Source organism: Microbacterium sp. AK009 (genome assembly GCF_013410955.1).
Lineage (GTDB): Bacteria > Actinomycetota > Actinomycetes > Actinomycetales > Microbacteriaceae > Microbacterium.
Genome location: NZ_JACCCG010000003.1, coordinates 242,574 through 264,214, shown reverse-complemented (window position 1 = coordinate 264,214; position 21,641 = coordinate 242,574). Strand labels below are relative to the sequence as shown.

Annotated in this window: 22 protein-coding genes and 1 riboswitch; of the genes, 6 read left to right on the top strand and 16 right to left on the bottom strand. The window is 71.0% G+C overall.

Translation table 11 applies throughout. The annotated features are described in order from the left end of the window. Positions 1 to 28: 28 nt before the first annotated feature. Positions 29 to 550: a ribonuclease H gene (locus HDC37_RS07875; RefSeq protein ID WP_308472133.1), complete on the top strand. Its 522-nt coding sequence runs from the start codon at positions 29 to 31 to the stop codon at positions 548 to 550. Between the two features lie 38 nt (positions 551 to 588). Continuing rightward, positions 589 to 1,575 (top strand): hypothetical protein, encoded by a 987-nt coding sequence (locus HDC37_RS07870; RefSeq protein WP_179559862.1) that lies wholly within the window; start codon positions 589 to 591, stop codon positions 1,573 to 1,575. 33 nt (positions 1,576 to 1,608) lie between these two features. Here the strand turns inward: HDC37_RS07870 and HDC37_RS07865 are convergent, their stop codons facing one another. The 9 genes from HDC37_RS07865 to rlmN all read right to left on the bottom strand — a co-directional run bounded on the left by HDC37_RS07865 (position 1,609) and on the right by rlmN (position 11,054). After that, positions 1,609 to 2,070, bottom strand: a complete 462-nt coding sequence (locus HDC37_RS07865) for an NUDIX domain-containing protein (RefSeq protein ID WP_179559861.1) — start codon at positions 2,068 to 2,070, stop codon at positions 1,609 to 1,611. Continuing rightward, positions 2,070 to 3,083 (bottom strand): aldo/keto reductase family protein, encoded by a 1,014-nt coding sequence (locus HDC37_RS07860; RefSeq protein WP_179559860.1) that lies wholly within the window; start codon positions 3,081 to 3,083, stop codon positions 2,070 to 2,072. The genes HDC37_RS07865 and HDC37_RS07860 overlap by 1 nt, the downstream gene beginning before the upstream one ends. A gap of 23 nt (positions 3,084 to 3,106) precedes the next feature. Further along, a complete protein-coding gene (locus tag HDC37_RS07855) occupies positions 3,107 to 4,036 on the bottom strand; it encodes an aldo/keto reductase family oxidoreductase (RefSeq protein WP_179559859.1) in 930 nt (309 codons plus the stop codon). A gap of 106 nt (positions 4,037 to 4,142) precedes the next feature. Then, positions 4,143 to 6,140, bottom strand: coding sequence for an AarF/ABC1/UbiB kinase family protein (locus HDC37_RS07850; protein ID WP_179559858.1), 1,998 nt, complete (start codon positions 6,138 to 6,140; stop codon positions 4,143 to 4,145). A gap of 31 nt (positions 6,141 to 6,171) precedes the next feature. Next, a complete protein-coding gene (locus HDC37_RS07845; protein WP_179559857.1) occupies positions 6,172 to 6,831 on the bottom strand; it encodes a response regulator transcription factor in 660 nt (219 codons plus the stop codon). After that, on the bottom strand, positions 6,828 to 8,015 hold the full coding sequence (locus HDC37_RS07840) for a sensor histidine kinase (RefSeq protein ID WP_179559856.1): 1,188 nt from the start codon (positions 8,013 to 8,015) through the stop codon (positions 6,828 to 6,830). Before HDC37_RS07840 ends, HDC37_RS07845 begins: the two co-directional genes overlap by 4 nt. Beyond that, positions 8,016 to 8,858, bottom strand: a complete 843-nt coding sequence (locus HDC37_RS07835; RefSeq protein ID WP_179559855.1) for an ABC transporter permease — start codon at positions 8,856 to 8,858, stop codon at positions 8,016 to 8,018. Further along, on the bottom strand, positions 8,855 to 9,745 hold the full coding sequence (locus HDC37_RS07830) for an ABC transporter ATP-binding protein (protein ID WP_179559854.1): 891 nt from the start codon (positions 9,743 to 9,745) through the stop codon (positions 8,855 to 8,857). Before HDC37_RS07830 ends, HDC37_RS07835 begins: the two co-directional genes overlap by 4 nt. A gap of 79 nt (positions 9,746 to 9,824) precedes the next feature. Next, positions 9,825 to 11,054, bottom strand: a complete 1,230-nt coding sequence (gene rlmN, locus HDC37_RS07825) for a 23S rRNA (adenine(2503)-C(2))-methyltransferase RlmN (protein ID WP_179559853.1) — start codon at positions 11,052 to 11,054, stop codon at positions 9,825 to 9,827. A 72-nt stretch (positions 11,055 to 11,126) separates the two neighbouring features. On the opposite strand from rlmN, the gene HDC37_RS07820 reads away from it, so the two are divergent. Continuing rightward, positions 11,127 to 11,594, top strand: coding sequence for a GNAT family N-acetyltransferase (locus HDC37_RS07820; RefSeq protein WP_179559852.1), 468 nt, complete (start codon positions 11,127 to 11,129; stop codon positions 11,592 to 11,594). A gap of 4 nt (positions 11,595 to 11,598) precedes the next feature. Here HDC37_RS07820 and HDC37_RS07815 read toward each other — a convergent pair whose 3' ends face one another. The 4 genes from HDC37_RS07815 to HDC37_RS07800 all read right to left on the bottom strand — a co-directional run bounded on the left by HDC37_RS07815 (position 11,599) and on the right by HDC37_RS07800 (position 15,166). Then, on the bottom strand, positions 11,599 to 12,429 hold the full coding sequence (locus tag HDC37_RS07815) for an NAD(P)-dependent oxidoreductase (RefSeq protein WP_179559851.1): 831 nt from the start codon (positions 12,427 to 12,429) through the stop codon (positions 11,599 to 11,601). Continuing rightward, positions 12,426 to 13,262: an enoyl-CoA hydratase/isomerase family protein gene (locus tag HDC37_RS07810; RefSeq protein WP_179559850.1), complete on the bottom strand. Its 837-nt coding sequence runs from the start codon at positions 13,260 to 13,262 to the stop codon at positions 12,426 to 12,428. The genes HDC37_RS07815 and HDC37_RS07810 overlap by 4 nt, the downstream gene beginning before the upstream one ends. Next, positions 13,259 to 14,020 (bottom strand): SDR family NAD(P)-dependent oxidoreductase, encoded by a 762-nt coding sequence (locus HDC37_RS07805; protein WP_179559849.1) that lies wholly within the window; start codon positions 14,018 to 14,020, stop codon positions 13,259 to 13,261. The genes HDC37_RS07810 and HDC37_RS07805 overlap by 4 nt, the downstream gene beginning before the upstream one ends. A 111-nt stretch (positions 14,021 to 14,131) precedes the next feature. Continuing rightward, positions 14,132 to 15,166 (bottom strand): TerC family protein, encoded by a 1,035-nt coding sequence (locus HDC37_RS07800; RefSeq protein ID WP_179559848.1) that lies wholly within the window; start codon positions 15,164 to 15,166, stop codon positions 14,132 to 14,134. A gap of 179 nt (positions 15,167 to 15,345) precedes the next feature. Here HDC37_RS07800 and HDC37_RS07795 point away from each other — a divergent pair, with 179 nt between their 5' ends. Together HDC37_RS07795 and HDC37_RS07790 are read left to right on the top strand one after the other, a co-directional pair. Further along, positions 15,346 to 16,080 carry an aminoglycoside 3'-phosphotransferase gene (locus HDC37_RS07795; RefSeq protein WP_179559847.1) on the top strand — a complete coding sequence of 245 codons (735 nt, stop codon included), beginning with the start codon at positions 15,346 to 15,348 and terminating at the stop codon, positions 16,078 to 16,080. Continuing rightward, positions 16,077 to 16,586, top strand: a complete 510-nt coding sequence (locus HDC37_RS07790; RefSeq protein ID WP_179559846.1) for an SRPBCC domain-containing protein — start codon at positions 16,077 to 16,079, stop codon at positions 16,584 to 16,586. Before HDC37_RS07795 ends, HDC37_RS07790 begins: the two co-directional genes overlap by 4 nt. Positions 16,587 to 17,063: 477 nt before the next feature. On the opposite strand, the gene HDC37_RS07785 is transcribed toward HDC37_RS07790, so the two are convergent. From HDC37_RS07785 to HDC37_RS07775, 3 genes are all read right to left on the bottom strand, one after another. Continuing rightward, positions 17,064 to 17,852 (bottom strand): energy-coupling factor transporter transmembrane protein EcfT, encoded by a 789-nt coding sequence (locus HDC37_RS07785; RefSeq protein WP_179559845.1) that lies wholly within the window; start codon positions 17,850 to 17,852, stop codon positions 17,064 to 17,066. Continuing rightward, positions 17,849 to 19,324 carry an ABC transporter ATP-binding protein gene (locus HDC37_RS07780; RefSeq protein WP_308472132.1) on the bottom strand — a complete coding sequence of 492 codons (1,476 nt, stop codon included), beginning with the start codon at positions 19,322 to 19,324 and terminating at the stop codon, positions 17,849 to 17,851. Before HDC37_RS07780 ends, HDC37_RS07785 begins: the two co-directional genes overlap by 4 nt. Before the next feature lie 4 nt (positions 19,325 to 19,328). Then, entirely contained in the window at positions 19,329 to 19,967 is a 639-nt protein-coding gene (locus HDC37_RS07775; RefSeq protein WP_179559844.1) for an ECF transporter S component, read from the bottom strand. Further along, a riboswitch (TPP riboswitch) is annotated at positions 19,960 to 20,070 on the bottom strand. It overlaps the preceding gene by 8 nt. A 36-nt stretch (positions 20,071 to 20,106) precedes the next feature. Here HDC37_RS07775 and HDC37_RS07770 point away from each other — a divergent pair. Next, a complete protein-coding gene (locus HDC37_RS07770) occupies positions 20,107 to 21,624 on the top strand; it encodes a D-alanyl-D-alanine carboxypeptidase family protein (RefSeq protein ID WP_179559843.1) in 1,518 nt (505 codons plus the stop codon). Positions 21,625 to 21,641 lie beyond the last annotated feature (17 nt).

Sequence of the window (21,641 nt, the reverse complement as noted above, 5' to 3'; positions counted from 1 at the left end):
TTCCCGCGAGCCCGGGTAGCGTATCGGGGTGACCAGCTACACCGTTGCCACCGACGGCGCCTGCAAGGGCAACCCCGGCCCGACCGGCTGGGCGTGGGTCGGCGAGGACGGCCACTGGGCCGCCGGGTCGATCGCGCTCGGCACCAACAACATCGGCGAGCTGACCGGGCTGCTGCGCGCGATCGAGGATCACCGCGAGGTCGTCGACCTCATCGTGCAGGCCGACTCGATGTACGCCATCGACACGTACACGAAGTGGATGGACGGGCACCGCCGCCGCGGCTGGAAGACCTCGACCGGATCGCCGACGAAGAACCGCGACCTCCTCGAGCAGCTGATCGCCGCACGCGACGCGCGACGTGCAGCGGGCCTTCCCGACGTCGTGCTGCAGCACGTCCGCGGCCACTCCGGCCACGTGCTCAATGCCTGGGCCGACGAGCGCGCGGTGCGCGCCGCCGAGCACGCCGCCGAGGGGAAGGAGAGCGCCTGGTCGTCCCTGGGGTCGCACCCCAAGCTGGATGTCGCGGCGGCGCCGAAGAACGGACGCTGACCGGCCCCGACGCGGCGCTGCGGTTCTAGCCTGGAATCGTGGCAGAGGAGCCCCACCGCCTGCGCTCTGAGGAGCGCGCCGAGCTGCGCGCGCTCCAGCGACGGGCGTACGGACCCGACGCCGACATCCACAGCGACCCGGCGGCGCTCGCCCGGTTGCGCACGTTGGAGGCCGCCGCGGCGCGGCCGGCGCCACAGCGGGGTGATGACGGGGGCACCGACAGCCGAGTCGCCGACACGACCGTCGGGGCCGGGGAGACCGGTGGCACGATCACGACCGGCAGCGCAGGCACGACCGGCGGCGCAGGCACGACCGGCAGCGCAGGCACGACCAGCAGCGCAGGCGCGACCGGCGGCGCAGGCGACGACCCGGTCGGGGCCGAGTCCGGCGCCGACGCCGCGGCACCAGCATCCGCTCTCCCCCGTCGCGCCACCCGGCGGACGACCCTCCTGCTCGTCGCCGGCGGCGCCGCTCTGGTGGTCGCCGGTACCGCTCTCGCCGCGTCGACCATGGGGCCGCCGCCGGAGGGGGATGACCTCGCGGCCGTGCGGCAAGACGCCGCCGACGCCGCCGCGAAGCGCCTCGCGCGCGACGACGACGCGCCTCATCGGAACCCCTACGAGCTGTACTTCGACGGCAAGCGGGACGAGGTTCTCACCCTGCCGGGCGCGGAGGGCGTCGCATCCCGGGTGGTGTACGACCGGTTCCGGCCCTACGGCACGCTCTACGGCCGCCTCGTCGGGGCGGGGCCGACCGAGGACGACCGGTTCTGCATGATCGTCGAGAGCGACCCGTCGGCGGTGACGGTGTGTCTGGACCCGGAGATCTGGGGTTTCGCTCCGCTGCCCAAGACCCTCGTCTTCCCTGCACCCCAGTTCGATGCCGCGTCGCCCGGCGACGTCGCCTACGTCGGCTACACGCTCGAGCCCGACGGGCAGGTCGTCGCGCGTCCAGGCGTGGACCCTGCGTCGGCTTCCGAACCCGAACCCGCCCGCACGGCCGTCCCGGCACCCGGCACCCAGTAGCCCGTCGTCGCCTCCCGCGGCGGCGCGGGCGCGTCACACCTCGGCGAGCCGCGCTTCCAGAGCGTCGATGGCGGGGCGCTGCCCCTTCACCAGGCGCTCGCGCGCCACGTCGAACCCGACCCACTCGGCCCGGTCGACCTCGGGGAACGTCGCCCGCTTCCCTGACCGCGGCGGCCACTCCATCTCGAACTCGCCGAAGCCTGACGTCGGTGGGTCGAACCCCGCGCCGTCCCCGACGAACACCGTCACCCGCTTCCCCGAGGAGTACGGAAAGGTGCCGACCTCGGCGTAGTCGACATCGGGTGCGGCGACGCCGAGCTCCTCGTGGAACTCCCGCCGCGCGGCATCCAGCGGACGTTCGTCGTCACCGAACTCGCCCTTGGGAATGGACCAGGCGCCGGCATCCTTCTTCGCCCAGAACGGCCCGCCCATATGGGCGATCAGCACCTCGGGGTGCGGACCGAGCCGGAAGAGGAGGATGCCGGCGCTCTGCATCAGGTGAGGCGCTTCTTCGGCGACACCCCGTAGGTGTGCTCGGGGTCGGTGAACACCGCGCCGCCGAGGGCGGTGTCGATCGCCGACATCGTGTCGGCGTCGAGCGTCACACCCGAGGCCTTGACGGTGTCGGCGAGCTGCTCAGGGCGAGACGCGCCCACGAGGGCTGCGGCGACGTTGGGATTCTGCAGCACCCACGCGATCGCGAGCTGCGGCATCGTCAGCCCTGCCTGCTCGGCGATCGGCTTCAGCCGCTGCACGGCCTCGAGCACCTCATCGCGCAGGAACCCCTTGATGAACTGCGCTCCGCTCTTCTCATCCGTCGCGCGCGACCCCTCGGGCACGGGCTGGCCGGGCAGGTACTTCCCGCTCAGCACGCCCTGGGCCATCGGCGACCACACGATCTGCGAGATGCCGAGCTCCTCCGAGGCCGGAACGACCTTGCCCTCGATCACGCGCCACAGCATCGAGTACTGCGGCTGGTTCGAGATGAGCTGGATGCCGAGGCTCTTCGCCAGGGCGTGGCCCTCGCGCAGCTGCTCGGCGGTCCATTCCGAGACGCCGATGTACAGGGCCTTGCCCTGCCGCACGACGTCGGCGAACGCCTGAAAGGTCTCCTCCAGCGGCGTCTCGTGATCGAAGCGGTGCGCCTGGTACAGGTCGACGTACTCGGTGCCCAGGCGCTTCAGCGACCCGTTGATCGACTCCATGATGTGCTTGCGGCTGAGCCCGGTGTCGTTGGGTCCGCCGGGCCCGGTGGGGAAGTAGACCTTGGTGAAGATCTCCAGCGACTCCCGCCGCTGACCCTCCAGCGCCTTGCCGAGCACCACCTCCGCGGCGGTGTTGGCGTACGTGTCAGCGGTGTCGAAGGTGGTGATGCCGGCGTCGAGGGCGGCGTGCACCGTCTTCACAGCCGCGTCGTCCTCGACCTGCGAGGCGTGGGTCACCCAGTTGCCGTAGGTGATCTCCGAGACCTTCAGTCCGCTGTTTCCGAGATAGCGATATGCGACCACGTGGGTCCTCCTTCTGGTGCGGTTCAGGGCACGCGGTATCCGGCGGCACGGAACATCTCGTACCACTCCGCCCGCGTGAGGGGGATGTCGGAACCGAGCGCGGCGCCCTGCACGCGCTCGATGGTGGTGGTGCCGAGCACTACCTGCATGTTCGCCGGATGCCGCGTGATCCACGCCGTCGCGATGGCGATGGCGGGTACGTCGTAGGCCTTCGCGAGACGGTCGATGACGGCGTTGAGCTCGGGGTAGTCGGGGGAGCCGAGAAAGGTTCCGGTGAAGAAGCCGGCCTGGAAGGGCGACCAGGCCTGCACGGTGATGCCGTGCAGGCGGCAGTAGTCGATGATCCCGCCGCCGTCGAGCACGACCGACTGGTCGGTGCCCGCCATGTTCGCCGCGACGCCCTGCGCCACGATGGGGGCGTGGGTGACGGACAGCTGGAGCTGGTTGGCCACGAGCGGCTGGCTGACGGCGGTCTTCAGCAGCTCGATCTGCGCGGGCGTCTGGTTGGAGACACCGAAAGCGCGGACCTTGCCGGAGCTTTCGAGGTGATCGAACGCGCGCGCGACCTCCTCGGGCTCGACGAGCGCGTCGGGCCGGTGCAGGAGCAGGATGTCGATGTAGTCGGTCTTCAACGCCGTCAACGACCCCTCGACGGAGCTGACGAGGTGGTCGTACGAGAAGTCGAAGTACGGCCCCTCCCGCACGATGCCCGCCTTGGTCTGCAGGGTGATCTGCTCGCGCTCGGAGGCCGAGAGCTGGAGGGCGTCGGCGAAGCGCGATTCGCAGCCGTGCAGCTCGTTGCCGTAGACATCGGCGTGGTCGAAGAAGTCGATTCCGACGTCGCGGGCGGCTCCGACGAGCGCACGGACCTCGTCGTCGGTCTTGTCGGCGATGCGCATGACGCCGAGGACGACGTTGGGGGCATCCTTCGCGCCCAGGGGGATCTTCTTCATGGCGGTCCTCTTCTCGGCGTCAGTCTTCTCGGCGTCAGGGCATGCGTCCCCACACTAGGCGGTGGGCGAATCACCCGTACCGGCTGGACAACGGCCCGGCGAGGCGTCAGGCTTCGCCGTCCGAGGCGTCACCGTCGAGCACGTCGCCACGGAGGCGGAGGGCCCGCCGGAGGCTTCGCAGCAGCAGCAGGAAGCCACCGAGGGCGACGACGCTGCCGAGGAAGGGGGACACCGCCACCTGAGCCGTGAGCTCCGGCCCGCCGTCGGCGACGGCCAGCAGAATGCCCATGAGAAGCAGCGCGATACCGACGATCGTCACGGTGACCTGACCGAGCAGACCGTCGAGCCAGCTGCGCTCGGTCGGGTTGGAGAAACGGCGCAGCTGCACGACGAAGGTGCCGTCCTCGAGAGACCGGCCGAGGTTCTCCATACGACGGGGCAGACGTCGAAGCTGCTCCACCAGCAGCGCACCGTTGGACTGTGCCGACAGGAGCAGATCCCGGGGGGTGTTCATCAGCCGCGCCGTGTGGGGGGCGCGGCTGAGCGCATGGCCGACCATGTCGTAGTCGGCCTGCAGCCGTCGCATGGAGCCCTCGAGAGAGGCCAGGGTGCGAAAGACCAGCAGCAGCGACGGCGGCATGGCCAGCCGGTGCGCCCGCAGGACGTCGATCAGCGCCCGGAACACGTTCTGATCGTTGGTGTCGTTGTGGATGCGGGTCAGCACCACCCCGATGTCGTGCTGCAGCGCGGCGCGATCAGCCGATGAGCCCCGGGCCGGCGCACACAGCAGGAGGACGACATCGGTGGCGGCGATGTCGTCTTCGTTGAGGATCGCGATGAGGAAGGGCACGAGGAGGTGGCGCATGCTGCGTTCGAGCACGCCGATGGCGCCGAAATCGACGAGCGCGACGCTGTCGTCATCACGCAGGACCAGGTTCCCGGGGTGCAGGTCGGCGTGGAAGACGCCCCGGACGGCGATCTGCTCGAACACGGCGTCCACGACGCCGTCGGCGATGGCCACCGCGCGCTCGGGCGGGAGATCGCCGGGGTTGAGGCGGCTGAACGGCGTTCCGGTCACCCGCTCGAGAACGAGCATCCGGGTGGTGGTGTATTCGGCGTACACCTTCGGGACCGACACCTGCGAGTCGGTCGACCGGGCGATGGCGCCGCGCAGCAGCTCGGTGTTCGCCGCCTCGACGCGGTAGTCGAGCTCCTCACGCAGCGCCCGCGCGAATTCGATCACCAGCGCACGCAGTCCGTAGTCGCGCGCCCACTCCATGCGGCGCTCGGCGTCGGCGGCCAGACGCTCGAGGATGTCGAGATCCGTCGTCACCTGCGCTCGGGCGCGTGGCCGCTGGATCTTCACCACGACCTCCTCCCCCGACAGCAGCGTCGCCGCATGCACCTGGGCGACGGATGCCGCGGCGAGAGGGTGCTCCTCGACCGTCGCGAACACCTCGTTCAGCGGCCGCCCGAGTTCGGCGGCGATCGCAGCCTCCGCCTCGGCCCACGGGATGGCGGTCGAATCCATCTGCAGGGTGGACAGGGCGCGGACGAACTCGGGCGGGAGGACGTCCTCGCGCGTGGACAGGGTCTGCCCGAGCTTGACGAAGGTGACCCCCGCCTGGTTGAGCGCAGCGACGAGGGCTGACGGCAGATCGTCACCGTCACCGCGACGATGGCGCTGGTAGAGCCCCAGCCCATGCCGCGATCCGATGGCGACGATCTGCGCGTAACGGCGAGCACGGTCGCGGCGCCGCAGAGCCTGGCGGAACGCCGTGACGGGGTTGCGGAAGCCGCGGGAAGGCCACAGGAATTCCACCGCCATGATGACGGCGACGACGATCGCGAGCATCCAGCCGAGCGTCAGGGCGAGGAACGCCAGGGCGATGAACCCCTCGACGGCGAAGACGAAGTCGTCGTCGAGAACACCGGAGCGTTGCAGCATCCACAGCCCCACCGGCGCGCTGACGAGGAAGACGAGCACGGAGAGGATGAGCGCCCGGATCTCGCCGATCCTCCGATCGAGGAGGCGCCGCGCCACCCACGTCGCAATGAGCGCGAACACGATCGCGAGAAGCCCTACGATCACCCAGGCCGGCATAGGTCGATTGTGTCAGGCCGGTCGGACCGTGTCAGGCGGGACGGACGGTGTCAGGCGGACCGAGCAGCCCGAGCTCCATCGCCCGCATCACCGCGTGGGTCCGATCACTCACCTCGAGCTTGCCGAAGACATGCAGCAGATGGGTTTTGACGGTCGATTCGCCGAGATGCAGTCGCTCGCCGATCTGGCGGTTGCTGAGCCCTTCGGCGACGAGGCGCAGCACCTCCCGTTCGCGCGGGGAGAGGGCGACCGGGTCGGGGTCCCGGCGCTCGGAGCGGGTCGCGCGTGCGACGAGCACCCGCGCAACGCTCGGAGCGAGCGCGACCTCGCCCCCCGCCACCGCACGGATGCCGGCGAGCAGCTCCGCCTCCGGCGCGGCCTTCAGCAGGTACCCGCTCGCGCCCGCGCCGATGGCACGGAGGATCGCGTCGTCGTTCTCGTAGGTGGTCAGCACGACGACGCGCGTGGCGGGAAGCGCCTCGACGATGCGGGCGGTGGCCTCGTCTCCGTCGATGCCGGGCAGGCGGAGATCCATCAGCACGATGTCCGGCGCGAGTGCGGCGGCGAGGTCGACGGCGCGCTCCCCGGTGTCGGCGGTGCCGACGACCTCGAGGTCGACGGCGGCGTCGATCAGGGCGACGATCCCCGATCGGACGATCGGGTGGTCATCGACCACCAGGATGCGGATCATGCGTCTCCTCCCCGTGGCACATGCGCGCGCAACCGCACCGCCCCGTCGGTGCCGTCGACCTCGAGCGCGCCACCGACGAGGGCGAGGCGGTCGCGGAGACCCGGCAGCCCGTAACCGGCGGGAGCCGAGAGGGGATCGAATCCGCGACCGTCGTTGCCGACCTCGAGCACCGCGCCCGCGTCATCCCGCCGGAGCGCGATGCGCACGCGCCGGGCGTCGGAATGCTTGCGGACGTTGGCCAGCGCCTCCTGCGCGCAGCGCAGCAGCACCACGTCGCGCTCCCGGTCGAGCACGTCGTCGACACCGGAATCGGCCTCGACCGCGACCTCGAGCCCGGTCTCACGGCGGAAGCGGTCGGCGAGAGTGCCGAGCGCCGACGCGAGCCCGCCGGAATGAAGCTCGACGGGGGCGCTCCCCGCGACGAGGGTGCGGGTCTCGGTGAGGGCCGCGCGGGCGGCATCCTCGGTGATCTGCAGGGTGTCGTCCGTCAGGGTTCCTGCGGCGAATTCGCGTCTGGCGCGCTGGACGAGCAGCACCACTCCCGCGAGGGACTGGGCGATGGTGTCGTGCAGCTCGCGGGAGATGCGCTCCCGCTCGGCCGCGGTGCCGGCCTCGCGGTGGAGGGTGGCGAGCTGGTCCTGCGCGGCGGTGAGTTCGGCCAGCAGGCGTTCGCGGGCCTCGGAGACGAGGTACACCTGCCGCAGCCACAGCCCCATGACGATGTTGAAGGCGTAGGAGATCCCCTGGGTGAGAAGGGCGGTGACCTGCCATCCGGGCTGGTCGCCGGTGCTGACGGCGAAGCCCAGGAACACCGCCACGGTGAGGGCAGCGGTCAGCGCCAGCGTCGGCACGAGCCGCGACTGCAGCGCCCAGAGCGCCGGGAAGGCCCAGAACTGCAGGGCCGCGTTGCTCGGGACGAGGGCTGTCATCCCGCCGGCGACGAGGATCGTGACCACCGCGACGATCCACACGCCCGGGGTGTCGGCCGGGATCCGGCGCAGCACGAGCTGGAAGAGCAGCAGGTATCCGGCGCCGATCGCGATCGTCGCGACGAAGAGTCCCCACTGGCCACCGGGCGCGACGGCCACCCAGGCCGCGACCGCGCACGCGACGAGGGCGGCGGCGAGAGAGACCCCCCAGCCCCACGCGCCGACCGCCCCATCGGTTCGCTCCGGTGCGCTCATTCAGGCATCTTTGCGGATCCACCGGAATGTGAGCCGGGCGAGGATGAGTCCCACCACGAGCCAGATGAGGAGCGCGATGAGGGTCTCCTGGTGCTGCCACGACCCCCCCGGCTCGACGTCGGCGAAGACCTCGGGGAGGAAGACCGAGCGCATCCCCTGGGCGATCCACTTCAACGGGAAGATCGCGGCGAAGTTCTGCAGCCACTCGGGCAGCGTGTCGAACGGGATGAACACCCCGGAGATGAACTGCAGCACGAGCACGATGGGGATGACGACGGCCGTCGCGCTCCGACCGCTGCGCGGCAGGGCGCTCAGGGCGATGCCGAGGACCCCGCAGGTGATGGCGCCGAGGAGGAACACCCAGGTGAACGTCAGCCATCGCTCGGGATCGGTCGGGAGGGCGACGCCGAAGAACACCGCCGCGATCACGAGGAGCAGTGCGGCCTGGAACACACCGGTGACGAGCACCTGCCCGAGCTTGCCGATGAAGTAGGACACCGGCGAGAGCGGCATGCCGCCGAGGCGTTTCAGGGTGCCGTCGCTGCGTTCCATCGCGATGTCGATCGCCAGCAGCTGGGTGCCCGACAGCAGCAGACCCGCCGCGAGCATCGCCGGCAGGTAGTACCCCGCAGCAGTGACCTCGTCGGAGGGCGGCCCGAAGGTGCTGCTGCTGAAGGCCACCGCGAAGATGAACAGGAACAGCACCGGGAAGAGGAAGGTGAAGAACACCGAATCGCCCTGGCGGAAATAGGCGCGCACCTCGAAGACGATGCGGCGGAGGCCGAGGCGAACCGTCCGAGCGGGGCCGAACGAGACCTTGTGCGACGCGCGGGTGGTGGTCATCGGGTCACCTCCGTGACGATCTCGGTGTCGGGATCGGATGCTGCATCCTCGCCCTCCACGAAGGACAGGTAGACGTCTTCGAGGCTCGGCCGGACGATCTCGAGGGCCTCGGGCTCGCCGCCGAGCGCGGCGCACAGGTCGGCGACCACACGCCCCGGCTGGTCGGTGCGCTGCTCACGCAGCTGTCCGCTCTCGCGCCACCGGACGATGGGGATGCGGGCCTCGGCGCCGCCGAGCTCCCCGACCGGGCCGAGCGAGGCGAGCTTCCCGCCGACGACGATCGCCGCGCGCTCGGAGAGCTCGGCGGCCTCGTCGAGGTAGTGCGTGGTCAGCAGGATCGTGGTCCCCTCGCGCTGGAGCCCGCGGATCAACTCCCAGAAGACCCGTCGGGCCTCCGGGTCGAAACCCGTGGTCGGCTCATCGAGGAAGAGGAGTTCTGGTGAGCCGATGATCCCGAGGGCGACGTCCACGCGGCGGCGCTGACCTCCGGAGAGCTTGCGCACCGGTGTCTTGGCCTTCTCCGACAGCCCGACCGCCTCGATGACGTCGTCGACACGGCGCGCCCGGGGGTAGAACGAGGCGAAGTGCGAAAGGAGCTCCTTCACACTCGCCGACGGCGCTTCGCCGGTGCTCTGCAGCACGATCCCGAGCCGCGACCGCCAGCGCAGATCACCCTGCCGGGGGTCGACGTCCAGCACTCGCACCTCGCCGCTGGAGCGGTCGCGGTAGCCCTCGAGGATCTCGATGGTCGTGCTCTTGCCCGCGCCGTTGGGCCCGAGAAGGGCGAAGGTCTCGCCGCGGCGGATGTCGAAGCTCACGCCTTTCAGCGCCTGGAAGCCGCCGCGATAAGTCTTGGTGAGGTCTTCGACCTCGACAACACTGGTCATACTCCGACCATGCCGCATTGGGGGCCCTACCAGGACAACCTGACGGTGGGTTCGTCATCCACCGTTCGGTGGATGACGCTCAGTTCGACGCGGCCGCCGCGACATCCGCTTCGGTCGCCACCAGCTGCCCGCACGCACCGTCGATCTCCTTGCCGCGCGTGTCCCGGAGAGTGGTCGGGATGCCCGCGGCGTTCAGCCGCCGCACGAACTCGTTCTGCACGCTCCGTTCCGACGCCGTCCACACCGACCCCGGCGTGGGGTTCAGCGGAATGGGGTTCACGTGCACCCAGCCGCGCCCGCGGGCGTTGAGCTTCTCCGCCAGGAGGTCGGCACGCCACGCGTGGTCGTTCATGTCCTTGATCAGGGCGTACTCGATCGAGACGCGGCGCCCGGTCTTGTCGAAGTACTCGCGGGCGGCGTCGAGGGCTTCATCGACCTTCCACTTCGAGTTGACGGGGATCAGCTCGTCGCGGAGGTGATCGTCGGGGGCGTGCAGCGACAGGGCGAAGGTGACAGGGATCTCCTCGGCGGACAGCTTCCGGATCGCCGGCACGAGGCCGACCGTCGACACCGTGATGCCGCGCGCGCTCATGCCGAGCCCGCGCTGCGGGTCGATCATCACCCGCACCGCCTGCATCACCCGGGCGTAGTTCGCCAGCGGCTCCCCCATGCCCATGAAGACGATGTTGGTGACCCGCTCGTCGGGGTGCTCGGCCTTGCCGAGCCCGCCCTCGCGGATCAGCCGGTTGGCCCGGACGATCTGGTCGATGATCTCGGCCGCCGACATGTTGCGGGTGAGCCCGGCCTGCCCGGTGGCGCAGAACGGGCAGTTCATGCCGCATCCGGCCTGGCTCGACACGCACAGCGTGATCCGACCCGGGTAGCGCATGAGCACCGACTCGACGAGCGCGCCGTCGTGCAGCTTCCACAGGAACTTGATCGTGTCGCCGCGGTCGGTCTGCAGCCGCCGCACCTCGGTGAGGAGGGGCGGGAGGAGACCGGCCACGAGGTCGTCACGGACGGATGCCGGGAGGTCGGTCATCTCGCCGGGGTCGCTGGTGTAGTGGCGGAAGTAGTGGGTCTCGAGCTGCTTCGCACGAAAGGCGGGAAGCCCGAGCTCGGTCACCTTCGCCGCGCGTTCCTCGGCGGTGAGGTCGGCCAGGTGCACCGGCGGCTTCCCCCGCTTGGGGCTGGCGAACTGCAGGAGGGGGCGGCCGGCGGCATCCTTCTGCTGCTTCCACCCCTCGGTACGCGGTCGCACCTGGCGGACGGGCCCGGCGGTGCCGCGGGCAGGAGGATTCTCGGTCACCGTCCCAGGGTACCGGGGGCCTCCTGGGCGCCACCTGCTTTCGCGCACGCCCGAGCCGCGTACGGTGAGAGCGTGAGCGAGCTGCAGATCCGCGACATCCGTCCCTCCGACGCCGGCGAGGTGCTGACCCTGCAGCGCGCGGCGTTCGTGTCGGAGGCGATCATCTACGGCAGCGTCGAGATGCCGCCGTTCACCCAGACACTCGAAGAGGTCGAGCACGAGCTGGCCGAGAATCTTGGCTGCGTCGCGCTCCTCGGCCCCCGCATGGTCGGCGCCGCGCGGGCGCGTCTCGACGGGTCGCTGCTGCTGATCGGACGCATCTCGATCGCGCCCGACGTGCAGGGTGAGGGGGTCGGCTCACGTCTGCTCGAGGCGCTGGAGGAGCGGGGCCGCGGCGCCGGCGCCACCGAGGCCGAGCTGTTCACCGGATCGCTGAGCGAGGCGAACCTCCGCCTCTACGAGCGCGCCGGCTACCGCGAGACCCAGCGGGTGCCGGGCGACGGCAGCGAGCAGGTGTTCCTGCGCAAGCCCCTCGCCTGATGTCTCAGTCGAGGAAGATGTCGGGGAAGAGCTCGCTGTCGGGGGTTCCCGGCACTGCCGCGTAGTGCGAGAAGTCGGTCACCCCGGCGGCCTCGAGCACGTCCTCGACGATGAGCGTCTGTCCCGTGTACTCGCGGGATGGCTTCGTCAGCACCTTGTACGCCGCGTCGGCGTAGATCTCGGGGGTACGGCTGGCCCGCATCATCCGCTCTCCCCCGAGGGCGAACTGAACCGCAGCCGTGGCGATGGTCGTGCGCGGCCAGAGGGTGTTCGCGGCGATCCCCGCCTCGGCGAACTCCGCGGCGAAGCCGAGGGTCGCCATGGTCATGCCGTATTTCGCCAGGGTGTACCCGGTGTGGGCGCCCAGCCAGCGCGGGGTGATGTTCAGCGGGGGCGACAGCGAGAGGATGTGCGGGTTCGCCGCCTCGCGCAGGATCGGCGCGGCTGCCCGGGAGAGCATGAACGTGCCGCGGACGTTGACGTCCTGCATCAGGTCGTACTTCTTGGCCGCGAGGTCGAGCGAGGGCGAGAGGTCGATGACGCTGGCGTTGTTGACGACGATGTCGATGCCGTCGAACTCGCCCTGCGTCTTCAGCACCGCCTCGGTGATGTCGTCGTCGTTGCGCACATCACCGACGATCGCGAGGGCCCGTCCTCCGGCCTCTTCGATCGCGGCTGCAGCGGTGTGCACCGTGCCCTCGAGCTTCGGATGCGGGGTGTCGGTCTTGGCGAGCAGGGCGATGTTCGCCCCGTCGCGCGCGGCGCGCAGCGCGATGGCGAGGCCGATGCCGCGGCTTCCGCCCGAGATCAGAATGGTCTTTCCGGCGAGGCTCATCGGTTCTCCTCCGTACGGGGACGGGTGCGGGATGCCGCGGCGAACGCCGCGACGCGGGTGCGGGCTTCCTCGGTGGCGAACCGGGCGCCGATCGCGGCGGCCTCGTCGTCGAGGTTGGCCGCGAAGGTGCGCTCTGCCCCCTGGCGGACGAGGCGCGTCGCCTGCCCGAACGCCGCGGTGGCGCCGTCGAGCCAGGTGCGTGCAATCGCTTCCGCACGGGCCGCGAGGTCGGGGGCCGGGACGATCTCGGCGATGAGGCCCCAATCGAGTGCCTCCTCGGCGGTGAGGGTGCGATCCTGCAGCAGCAGCTGCAGCGCGCGCCGCTGGCCGATCGCCGCAGGCAGCAGGGTCGTCACGCCCAGGTCGGGGGTGAGGCCGATGTTGGCGTAGCGGCTGACGAAGACCGCGCGGTCGGCGGCGACGATGTAGTCGGCGGTGAGCATGAGCCCGAGGCCGCCGCCGGCGACCGCACCCTGCACTGCGGCGACGATGGGGGTGTCCGAGAGGGCGAGGGTGCGGATGCCGTCGTGGATGACGTGCGCGGTGGCGGTGACGTCGGCGCCGGTGGCCCCGGTGGTCGACATCGCCACGACGTCGCCGCCCGCGCAGAAGGCCGGGCCCGCGGCATCCATGATCACCGCGGTGATCGCGGGGTCCTCCGCCACGCGGTGGGCGACCTCGCGCCAGCGCCCGGCCATGTCGAAGTCCATCGCGTTCAGCCGCGCGGGGCGGTTGAAGGTGATGCGGGCGAGACCGTCGTCTGCGACGGCGAGGAGGATGCTGTCCGCGGCGGTGCTGTCCTGCGGGGCGGGGCTGTCCTGCGGGGCGGTCATCGCGGGGCCATCCGGATCGCGCCGTCGAGGCGGATCGTCTCGCCGTTGAGGTAGCCGTTCTCGACGATCTGCTGCACGAGCGCGGCGTACTCGTCGGGGCGGCCGAGCCGCGCGGGGTAGGGCACCTGCACGCCGAGCGAATCCTGCGCCGCCTGCGGCAGGCCCTTCAGCATCGGCGTCTCCATGATGCCGGGGGCGATCGTGAGCACCCGGATGGCGTGGCGGGCGAGCTCGCGGGCGATGGGGAGGGTCATGGCGTGGACGCCGCCCTTGCTCGCCGAGTACGCGGGCTGGCCGATCTGCCCGTCGAAGGCCGCGACGCTGGCGGTGTTGACGATGACCCCCCTGTCGCCGGAGGGGGTCGGCTCAGTGCGCGCGATCGCGGCGGCGGACTGCGCGACGACGTTGTAGGTGCCGATGAGATTCACCCGGATGAGGCGTTCGAAGTCGGCCAGCGGAGTGGGCCGGCCGTCACGGTCGAGCACCTTGGCGGGGGGAGCGATGCCGGCGCAGTTGACGACGATGCGCAGGGGTCCGGTGCTTGCGGCCGTCGCGACCGCGGCGGCGACCTGCTCGGGGTCGGTGACATCGGCGGGGGCGAAGGCCCCGCCGATACCGGCCGCGACCTCGGCGCCGGCCGAGGAGGGCAGGTCGATGATGGTCACGACTGCTCCCGCACGAGCGAGGCGTTCGGCGGTGGCGAGGCCGAGGCCGCTCGCCCCTCCGGTCACGAGGGCTGCTGCGCCCGAGATCTCCATGCCGTTCTCCTTCGAACCGTCCAGCCTGTCAGCGATACGGCGTGTCAGCCCCCGTGGGACTGAGTGTCACCGCCGTACCGCTGACACCAGGCTAACGGGTCTGCGGAGACGTCACGAGCCGCGCGACTCGTCCTTCGCGGCGATGACCGGCTCGCCCTCGATCTGCTCGCGGTCCTTCGCCTCGCGGTCGTTGCGCGTTTTGATGAGGCTCGCGATCGTCGCCACCGTGATCGTGCCGGCGATGAACAGCAGGGAGAGCCAGATGGGGATCTCGGGAACCCACAGCAGCGGCTCGCCGCCGTTGATGAAGGGCAGCTCGTTGACGTGCAGAGCGTGGAAGACGAGTTTCACGCCGATGAAGGCAAGGATGACCGCGAGACCCTGCGCGAGGTACACCAGGCGCTCGAGCAGACCGCCGATGAGGAAGTACAGCTGACGCAGACCCATCAGGGCGAACGCGTTCGCGACGAAGACGATGTACGCCTCCTCGGTCAGGCCGTAGATCGCGGGGATGGAGTCGACGGCGAAGATGAGGTCGACGAAGCCGATCGCGACGATGACCAGCAGCATCGGGGTGACGAAGCGGCGGCCGTCCTTCTTCACGGTGAGCTTGTCGCCGTTGTACTCGTCGCTCACCGGGAGGTGGCGGCGCACGAACGTCATGAACTTGCCGTTGGCGGGGTCGGAGTCACCGTGCGAGAACGCCTGGCGGTAGGCGAGGAACAGCAGCAGCGCACCGAAGATGTAGAAGATCCACGAGAAGTTCTCGATGAGGGCCGCACCCACGGCGATGAACGCGCCGCGCATGATCAGAGCGATCACGATGCCGATCATCAGCACCTTCTGCTGGTAGATCTTGGGCACCGCGAACCCGGTCATGACGATCAGGAAGACGAAGAGGTTGTCGATCGACAGCGCCTTCTCGGTGAGGTAGCCGGCGTAGTACTCGCCACCGAAGTCCCAGCCCCAGACGATGCCGATGACGACACCGAAGATGAGTGCGAGGCCGATGTAGAACGCCGACCAGCGGGCAGATTCGCCGATGCTCGGCTCGTGAGGCTTGCGCACGTGGGCGAAGAACTCGTAGATGAAGAACGCGATGGTGACCGCGATCGTGATGATCCAGACGGTGGGGGTGATGTCCACGAAGAAGGCTCCAAGAGTGAGGGCAGGGCGTCGTACCGCCCAAGGTCTCCTCCGCCCAGAGTGGGTCGGCGGCCCGGAACGCTGCATCGGGTTCGTATTGACGGGCACGCCGCAAACGGGAGTACTCCCCTTGTTGCGGCTACCAGGGTACCAAAGCCCCACGGGCTAGGGTGGCTCGCGTGTCGATTCCGGTGAACGGGGTGGCGGTGCCCGCGCGGGTTCGCCGGCTCGCCGGGGCTGATGACCTCGTGCCCGTCTGGCGGAACGACCTCGGGGGGCTGACCTTCCGGGCGACGGGGGCCGGCGGCATCCGGTATGTGAAGTGGGGTCCGCGGAACGCCGAGACCACCGTCGAGGGCGAGGCGGAGCGTCTGGCGTGGGCGGCCGCCTTCGCGCCGGTGCCGAGAGTGATCACCCACGGCGGAAACGACGACGAGGAGTGGCTCGTCACCGAGGCCCTCCCTGGCGAGAGCGCCGTCGCGCCACGGTGGAGCGCGGCACCCGAGACCGCGGTGACGGCGATCGGAGTAGGCCTCCGATCGCTCCACGACCTGCTGCCCGTGGCCGACTGCCCGTTCTCATGGCGGGTCGCCGATCGTCTCGCGGGGGCGGAGCGGCGCGGCATCCGTGTGCCGGATCATCTGCGCGAGCCGCCCGCAGAAGTCGACCTGGTGGTCTGCCATGGCGACGCGTGCAGTCCCAACACGGTGCTCACCGACGGCGGTGGCGTCTCGGGGCACGTGGACCTCGGCGCGCTCGGCGTCGCCGACCGCTGGGCCGACATCGCGGTCGCGGCGTTGAGTCTCGAGTGGAACTATGGGCCAGGATGGACCGAGACTCTGCTGGCCGCGTACGGGGTGGCCCCGGACGCGGAGCGGATGACGTACTACCGAGAGCTGTGGAACGCGACATGACAGAGGGCCCGCGGGCGACCGGAACGGTCGAGACCATCGATGATGAGCGCCACCTGGTGCTGCGGCGGACATTCTCCGCGTCGGCGAAGAAGGTCTGGCGCGATCTGACCGACCCCGACCGGCTCGAGCGGTGGATCGGCACGTGGGAGGGTGACCCCGCCGACGGGCGAGTGGTGTTCCGCATGACCGCGGAGGGCGAGAACGCACCGGCCGAGACGTTCACGATCCGCGAGTGCGACAGGCCGCGGCGCCTCGTCGCCGACACGGCCGTGGGTGAGGGGACGTGGCACCTGTGGTTCGAGCTCAAGGAGGACGAGGGCGAGACCGTGCTGTCGTTCGGCCAGCGGCTCGACGGCGGCGAGGATGTCGGCTCGATCGGTCCCGGCTGGGAGTACTACCTCGACCGGCTCGTCGCGGTGCGTGGGGGACGCGACGTCGCGGAGATCGAGTGGAGCGCCTACTACCCCGCGCTCCGCGCGCAGTACCTGGCCCTCGACGAGGGCTGAGCGCCGCGCGCGGGCGTGGTCGCGCGGTCGGTGGGGGCGGGCTGCGGGGCAACGCATGCGGGTGCGGCGGTGCGGCGGACGTGCGGCGCAAAGTGGCGCAGTTTGTCACGTTGCGCCGCTCAACCCCACAATCTGCGCCACATCGATGCGCGCCATCCCAAAGAAGGTGGCGCAGATGGTCGCCTTCGGCGCCTCAACCCCGCAATCTGCGCCACATCGATCAGCGGCGCTGCGTCGCTGCACCCCTGCGTGGCGCAGAAGTGGCGCAATCGGCCGCCTCACGCCGCGCAACCCGACCATCCGCGACACCTTGATCCGCGCCGCCCAGAGAAAGTGGCGCACATGGTCGCCTTGCGCCGCTCAACCCCGCAATCTGCGCCACATCGACCCGTCGGCGGTGTGGGTCGAGAACGGCGTGGACGTGGCGGCGGGGACGAGCGAAGTCGCGCCCTGGGACCCGCGCCGACGCCCCGCCGGTTAGGAGGGGCCGAGGATGAGGTTCCACGTGCCGGCGAGGACGGCCGCCCCCACGGCGAGCCCGCCGATGGCGGCGCCCACGGCCAGCAGCGCCCATTCGCGACGGCCGAACGTCGATTCCCGAGCCCAGGTGCGACGGCCCGGCGCGCCGAAGCCCCGGGCCTCCATCGCGGTGGCGAGGGTCGCCCCGCGGCGAAGCGAAAGCACCAGCAGCGCGAACGCCATGCCGAGGAAGCGCCGCACCCGTCCGCGGTCGGCTACGCCGCGCGCGCGGCGCGCGAGCTCGAGCGCCCGCCAATCATCGAGGAACAGCCCCACCATGCGCAGCCCCGCGAGCGCCCCGAGCACGAACCGCGACGGCAGGCGCAGCACCTGGCCGAGCCCGTCGGCGAGATCGGTGGGGTCGACGGTGACGAACAGCACCACCGACGGCAGCGCGATGGCCAGCACGCGCAGCATCGTCGAGAACGCCAGCTCGAGCGACCCTTCGCTGACGCGGACGACGAACAGCTCCAGCAGCACCCGTCCCGACGTCTCGCCGTAGAGCGCGATCGTGACCGCCGTGAGCGGCGCGGCGAGCCACACCGGCCACGTGCGACGCCAGAACTCGCGCCACCCGAGCCCCGCGAACGGGAAGAGCGCGAACTCCAGCAGCAGCGCCACCCCCGCCGACACCGGGTCGAGGGTCAGCACGAGCGGCACGGTCAGCAGCGCCGCGGCGCCGAGCTTGGCGACGGGGTTGATCGAGGCGACCGGGCCGGTGCGCGCGCGGGTGCGCTCGAGCGTCATCCGTCCGCTCCCATCCTCAGCTCATCGGCGCCGAGCGCGCGCACCACCTCGAGGTCGTGCGTGATCGCGACGATCGCCGTCCCGGCGTCGCGGAGTTCCGCGAGCAGCGCGACGATCTCGCTCCAGGTGCGGGCGTCCTGCCCGAATGTCGGCTCGTCGAGGACGAGCACGCGCGGTCGCGTCGCGATCGCCGCGGCGACGGTGAGCCGACGCTTCTCACCACCCGACAGCGTGTACGGATTGGCCGCGCCGAGGTGGTCGAGCCGCAGCCGCCGGAGCAGCTCATCGACCCGCGCCTCGATGTCGGGCTCGGCCACGCCGAGCGCCCGCGGCCCGACGGCCAGCTCGTCGCGCACCGTGCGCGTGAGGAGCTGATGCTCGGGCTCCTGGAACACCGTGCCGATGCGGGTGAGGAGCGCTCGCGAACTCCACCGGATCGGCGTCGGTCCCTCTCCATCGGCGAGCGTCTCGGTCGCCACGAGAGTGCCGGATGCCGCGGGCAGAAGCCCCGCGAGCGTCAACCCCAGTGTGGACTTGCCGACCCCGTTCGGTCCGGTGACCGCCAGAACCCCGCGCTCCCTCACGACGGCACGCGCGACGCGCGTCACCGGGGTGTCGCGCACGCGCGCGACGGCGAGGTCGTCGGCCTCGAGGAGCGGGCGACCGGGCGGGAGGGGCGCCGGCGCCGGATGGCGCGGCGGCCGTCCCGGCACCCAGACCCCCTCGGCCGCGAGGGCCGCGCCGTCGCGGCGCAGCACCTCGTCGGGTGCGCCGTCGGCGACGACTCCACCCGCACCTCCGCGTCCCGCACCGCCCAGCACGATCACCCGGTCGACGACCCCGAGCCACGCCTCGACGCGGTGTTCGACGACGACGAGCGTCAACCCGGTCTCCGCCGCGACGCGGGCGACGGCGTCACGCACCTCCCCGACCCCCGCCGGGTCGAGATTGGCGGTCGGCTCATCCAGCAGCAGGATGCCGGGGCGCATCGTCAAAGCTCCGGCGAGCGCGAGCCGCTGCTTCTGGCCCCCCGAGAGCGCCTTGGTCGGACGGTCGAGGGGAACATCGAGGCCGACGGCGTCGAGGGCCGCCTGAACGCGTGCCCAGATCTCCGCGCGGGGGACGCCGAGGTTCTCGCAGCCGAAGGCGACGTCGTCTCCGACGCGGGCGAGGATGACCTGCGCATCGGGGTCTTGAAGCACGAGGCCTGCCCGGCCGCGGGCGCCGGCCGCCGGCATCCCGTCGATGAGGAGCTCGCCTGTCCGCTCGCCGTCCTCCCCCTCACCGAGCACGCCGGCGAACCCGTGGAGGAGGGTCGACTTGCCCGCCCCCGACGCACCGAGCAGGAGCACGCGCTCCCCCGGGTCGATCCGGAGCGTCACATCGTTCAGCGCCCACGCACGACGCGAGGCGTGGCGCCATCCCCAGCCGCGCGCCTCCAGCGCGCCCGGACGTGTTCCGGTCGGATCCACCGGTCTAGACGCGCGCGCGCGCCTCGCGCCCGATCGCGAAGCGGTCGAGCGCGCCGGTCGCCGCGAGGCCGCGCGCGAGCAGCCACGACAGCGCCCCGGCGATGAGCGCCCCCGACACGAGCGTGCTGGCGAGGTACACCGTGATGAACAGGCTCCCCGAGCCCGGGTACCAGAGGATCAGGTTATTGATGCCGCCGGCGAGCGCGGCGCCCATACCGGCGAGCACGGCGACGGGGAGGCTCCAGCGCCTGTAGAAGAAGATCAGGAAGATCAGCTCGGCGCCCAGGCCCTGGACGAGACCGGCCTCGATCGTGAGGAACCCGCCCCAGGTGTTGCCGACGAGAGCCGAGACGACCGCCGCGAGCGTCTCGGTGTAGATGGCCGCGCCGGGCTTGCGGATGATGAGGGCTCCGAGCACGCCGGCGAACAGCCACGGTCCGTCGAGGAGGCCCTGCAGGCCCGGCAGGAGCGGGCTCAGGACATTGCTCGGCCCGAGATAGGCGATGTTCCACAGCAGGAACACCAGTCCGGCCGCGACGCCGAGGACGCTGGCGATGACGATGTCGATGACGCGCCACCGGAAACGGTGGCCGCCTCCGGTGCCGGTGGCCGATGACGCGGTCGTGGACGTGTGCGTGTGCATCAGTACTCCCTTCCTGCGCTGGCATGACCCAGATCAGGTTCGACGGTCGGAGCGCGGTCCGCTCCCTCTCAGCCCGGCTCGCCGGACTCCCGTGGTTTCGGCGATCATCATATCGCCGTCGGCGTTGTAGCGTAGGCGGATGGCGGAGGACGACCGGCACCCCCTCACACGTCGCGCCCTGCGCCGGCAACAGGGGGAGACGGATGCTGCGCAGTCGCCGTCTCACGCCGGAGTGCTGACCGCACCCGAGGGCGACGCCGCCCCGTCACCGTCGCGATCGAGCCTGGCCGAGCCGTCGATCGTCGCCGAGTCGCGGCATCCCACCGCCCTCACCTGGGTCGATGAGTCCGCGATCCTCGCCCGCCCGCCCGGATTCACAGACCTCTCCGGCGGGGGCGTGCCGTACGTGCCGGTGGGCACCGACCTGCTCGCCGGCGCTCCGCGCCGCTCGCTCTTCCGCCCCGGCGTCCTCCTCCCCGCCGCGGTGATCCTCGGTCTCGTCGGCGGCTACGCCGCGACCACCGGGCTCTGGCCGCTGTACGCCGTGACCCCCGAGGTCGAAGCCGTGCAGGTCCTCCCGGTCTCAGCTCCCGCCGCGGCACCGGTCTGGCCCGCCGAGGGGAGCGCCGCCGTCGCCGTCGAGGGCATCGGCGGACCGTTGGCGTCCAGCGCCGACCGCGACGCCATCGCGAGCATCACCAAGGTCGTCACCGCCCTCGTCGTCCTCGATGAGCTTCCGCTCGCCCCGGGTGAACCGGGACCGGAGTTCCGCTTCACCGGACGCGACAGCGACGAGTACTGGAACTACCTGGCCGGCGGCGAATCGGCCCTCGACGTCCCCGTCGGGGGCACCCTCTCGATGTACCAGATGCTCGAGGGCATCCTCATCGGGTCGGCGAACAACTACGCCGATCGCCTCGCGTCGTACCTCTACCCCACCGACGCGGTGTTCGCGAACGCCGCGGCGAGCTGGCTCGACCGGCACGGGATCTCAGGGCTCACGATCGTCGAGCCGACCGGCATCGACGAGCGCAACAGCGCCAGCCCCGACGCCCTCATCCCGCTCGCGGAGCGCGCGCTGGCGAACCCCGTGGTCGCCGAGATCGTCGCCAAGCAGGCCGTGGAGATCCCCGGCGCGGGGCTCGTGACCAACACCAACGGCCTCCTCGCCGACCCGGGCGTCGTCGGCATCAAGACCGGCACCCTCGACCGGTGGAGCCTGCTCTCGGCGAAGAACATCACGGTCGCCGAGACGCCGGTGACCCTCTACGCCGCCGTCCTCGGTCAGCCCGATGATGAGGCGCGCCTCGCGGCATCCCGCGCCCTCTACGCCCAGCTCGAGGCCGAGCTGCAGCCGACGGTGGCGGTGCCGGCGGGCACGACGACCGGGTACGTCCGCACCGCCTGGGGCGAGGACGTCCCGATCGTGACGAGTGCGGATGCCGCGGTGATCGCGTGGAACGGCGGCACGGCGACCGTCGAGTCGACCTTCGACCTCGACGATCTCCGCGCCGAAGGCGACACGGTCGGCGCGCTCACCGCGACCGGCGCGCTCGATGACAGCGTCGTCGGGCTCGAGCTCGCGCAGGATGTCGAGGAGCCGTCGTTCTGGTGGCGGCTCACCCACCCGCTGGAGCTGTTCGGCCTGACCGGCTGAGCGAAGCGGCACCGGAC

Bases quoted from the DNA above. Each gene is read 5' to 3' on its own strand.
- HDC37_RS07835 (WP_179559855.1), bottom strand. From the start codon at position 8,858: ATGACCACCACCCGCGCGTCGCACAAGGTCTCGTTCGGCCCCGCTCGG.
- HDC37_RS07805 (WP_179559849.1), bottom strand. From the start codon at position 14,020: ATGGAGATCTCGGGCGCAGCAGCCCTCGTGACCGGAGGGGCGAGCGGC.
- HDC37_RS07855 (WP_179559859.1), bottom strand. From the start codon at position 4,036: ATGAAGAAGATCCCCCTGGGCGCGAAGGATGCCCCCAACGTCGTCCTC.
- HDC37_RS07785 (WP_179559845.1), bottom strand. From the start codon at position 17,852: ATGACGCTCGAGCGCACCCGCGCGCGCACCGGCCCGGTCGCCTCGATC.
- HDC37_RS07810 (WP_179559850.1), bottom strand. From the start codon at position 13,262: ATGACCGCCCCGCAGGACAGCCCCGCCCCGCAGGACAGCACCGCCGCG.
- HDC37_RS07850 (WP_179559858.1), bottom strand. From the start codon at position 6,140: ATGCCGGCCTGGGTGATCGTAGGGCTTCTCGCGATCGTGTTCGCGCTC.
- HDC37_RS07790 (WP_179559846.1), top strand. From the start codon at position 16,077: ATGACAGAGGGCCCGCGGGCGACCGGAACGGTCGAGACCATCGATGAT.
- HDC37_RS07775 (WP_179559844.1), bottom strand. From the start codon at position 19,967: ATGCACACGCACACGTCCACGACCGCGTCATCGGCCACCGGCACCGGA.
- HDC37_RS07845 (WP_179559857.1), bottom strand. From the start codon at position 6,831: ATGATCCGCATCCTGGTGGTCGATGACCACCCGATCGTCCGATCGGGG.
- HDC37_RS07840 (WP_179559856.1), bottom strand. From the start codon at position 8,015: ATGAGCGCACCGGAGCGAACCGATGGGGCGGTCGGCGCGTGGGGCTGG.
- HDC37_RS07815 (WP_179559851.1), bottom strand. From the start codon at position 12,429: ATGAGCCTCGCCGGAAAGACCATTCTGATCTCGGGCGGAAGCCGCGGC.
- HDC37_RS07865 (WP_179559861.1), bottom strand. From the start codon at position 2,070: ATGCAGAGCGCCGGCATCCTCCTCTTCCGGCTCGGTCCGCACCCCGAG.
- HDC37_RS07830 (WP_179559854.1), bottom strand. From the start codon at position 9,745: ATGACCAGTGTTGTCGAGGTCGAAGACCTCACCAAGACTTATCGCGGC.
- HDC37_RS07770 (WP_179559843.1), top strand. From the start codon at position 20,107: ATGGCGGAGGACGACCGGCACCCCCTCACACGTCGCGCCCTGCGCCGG.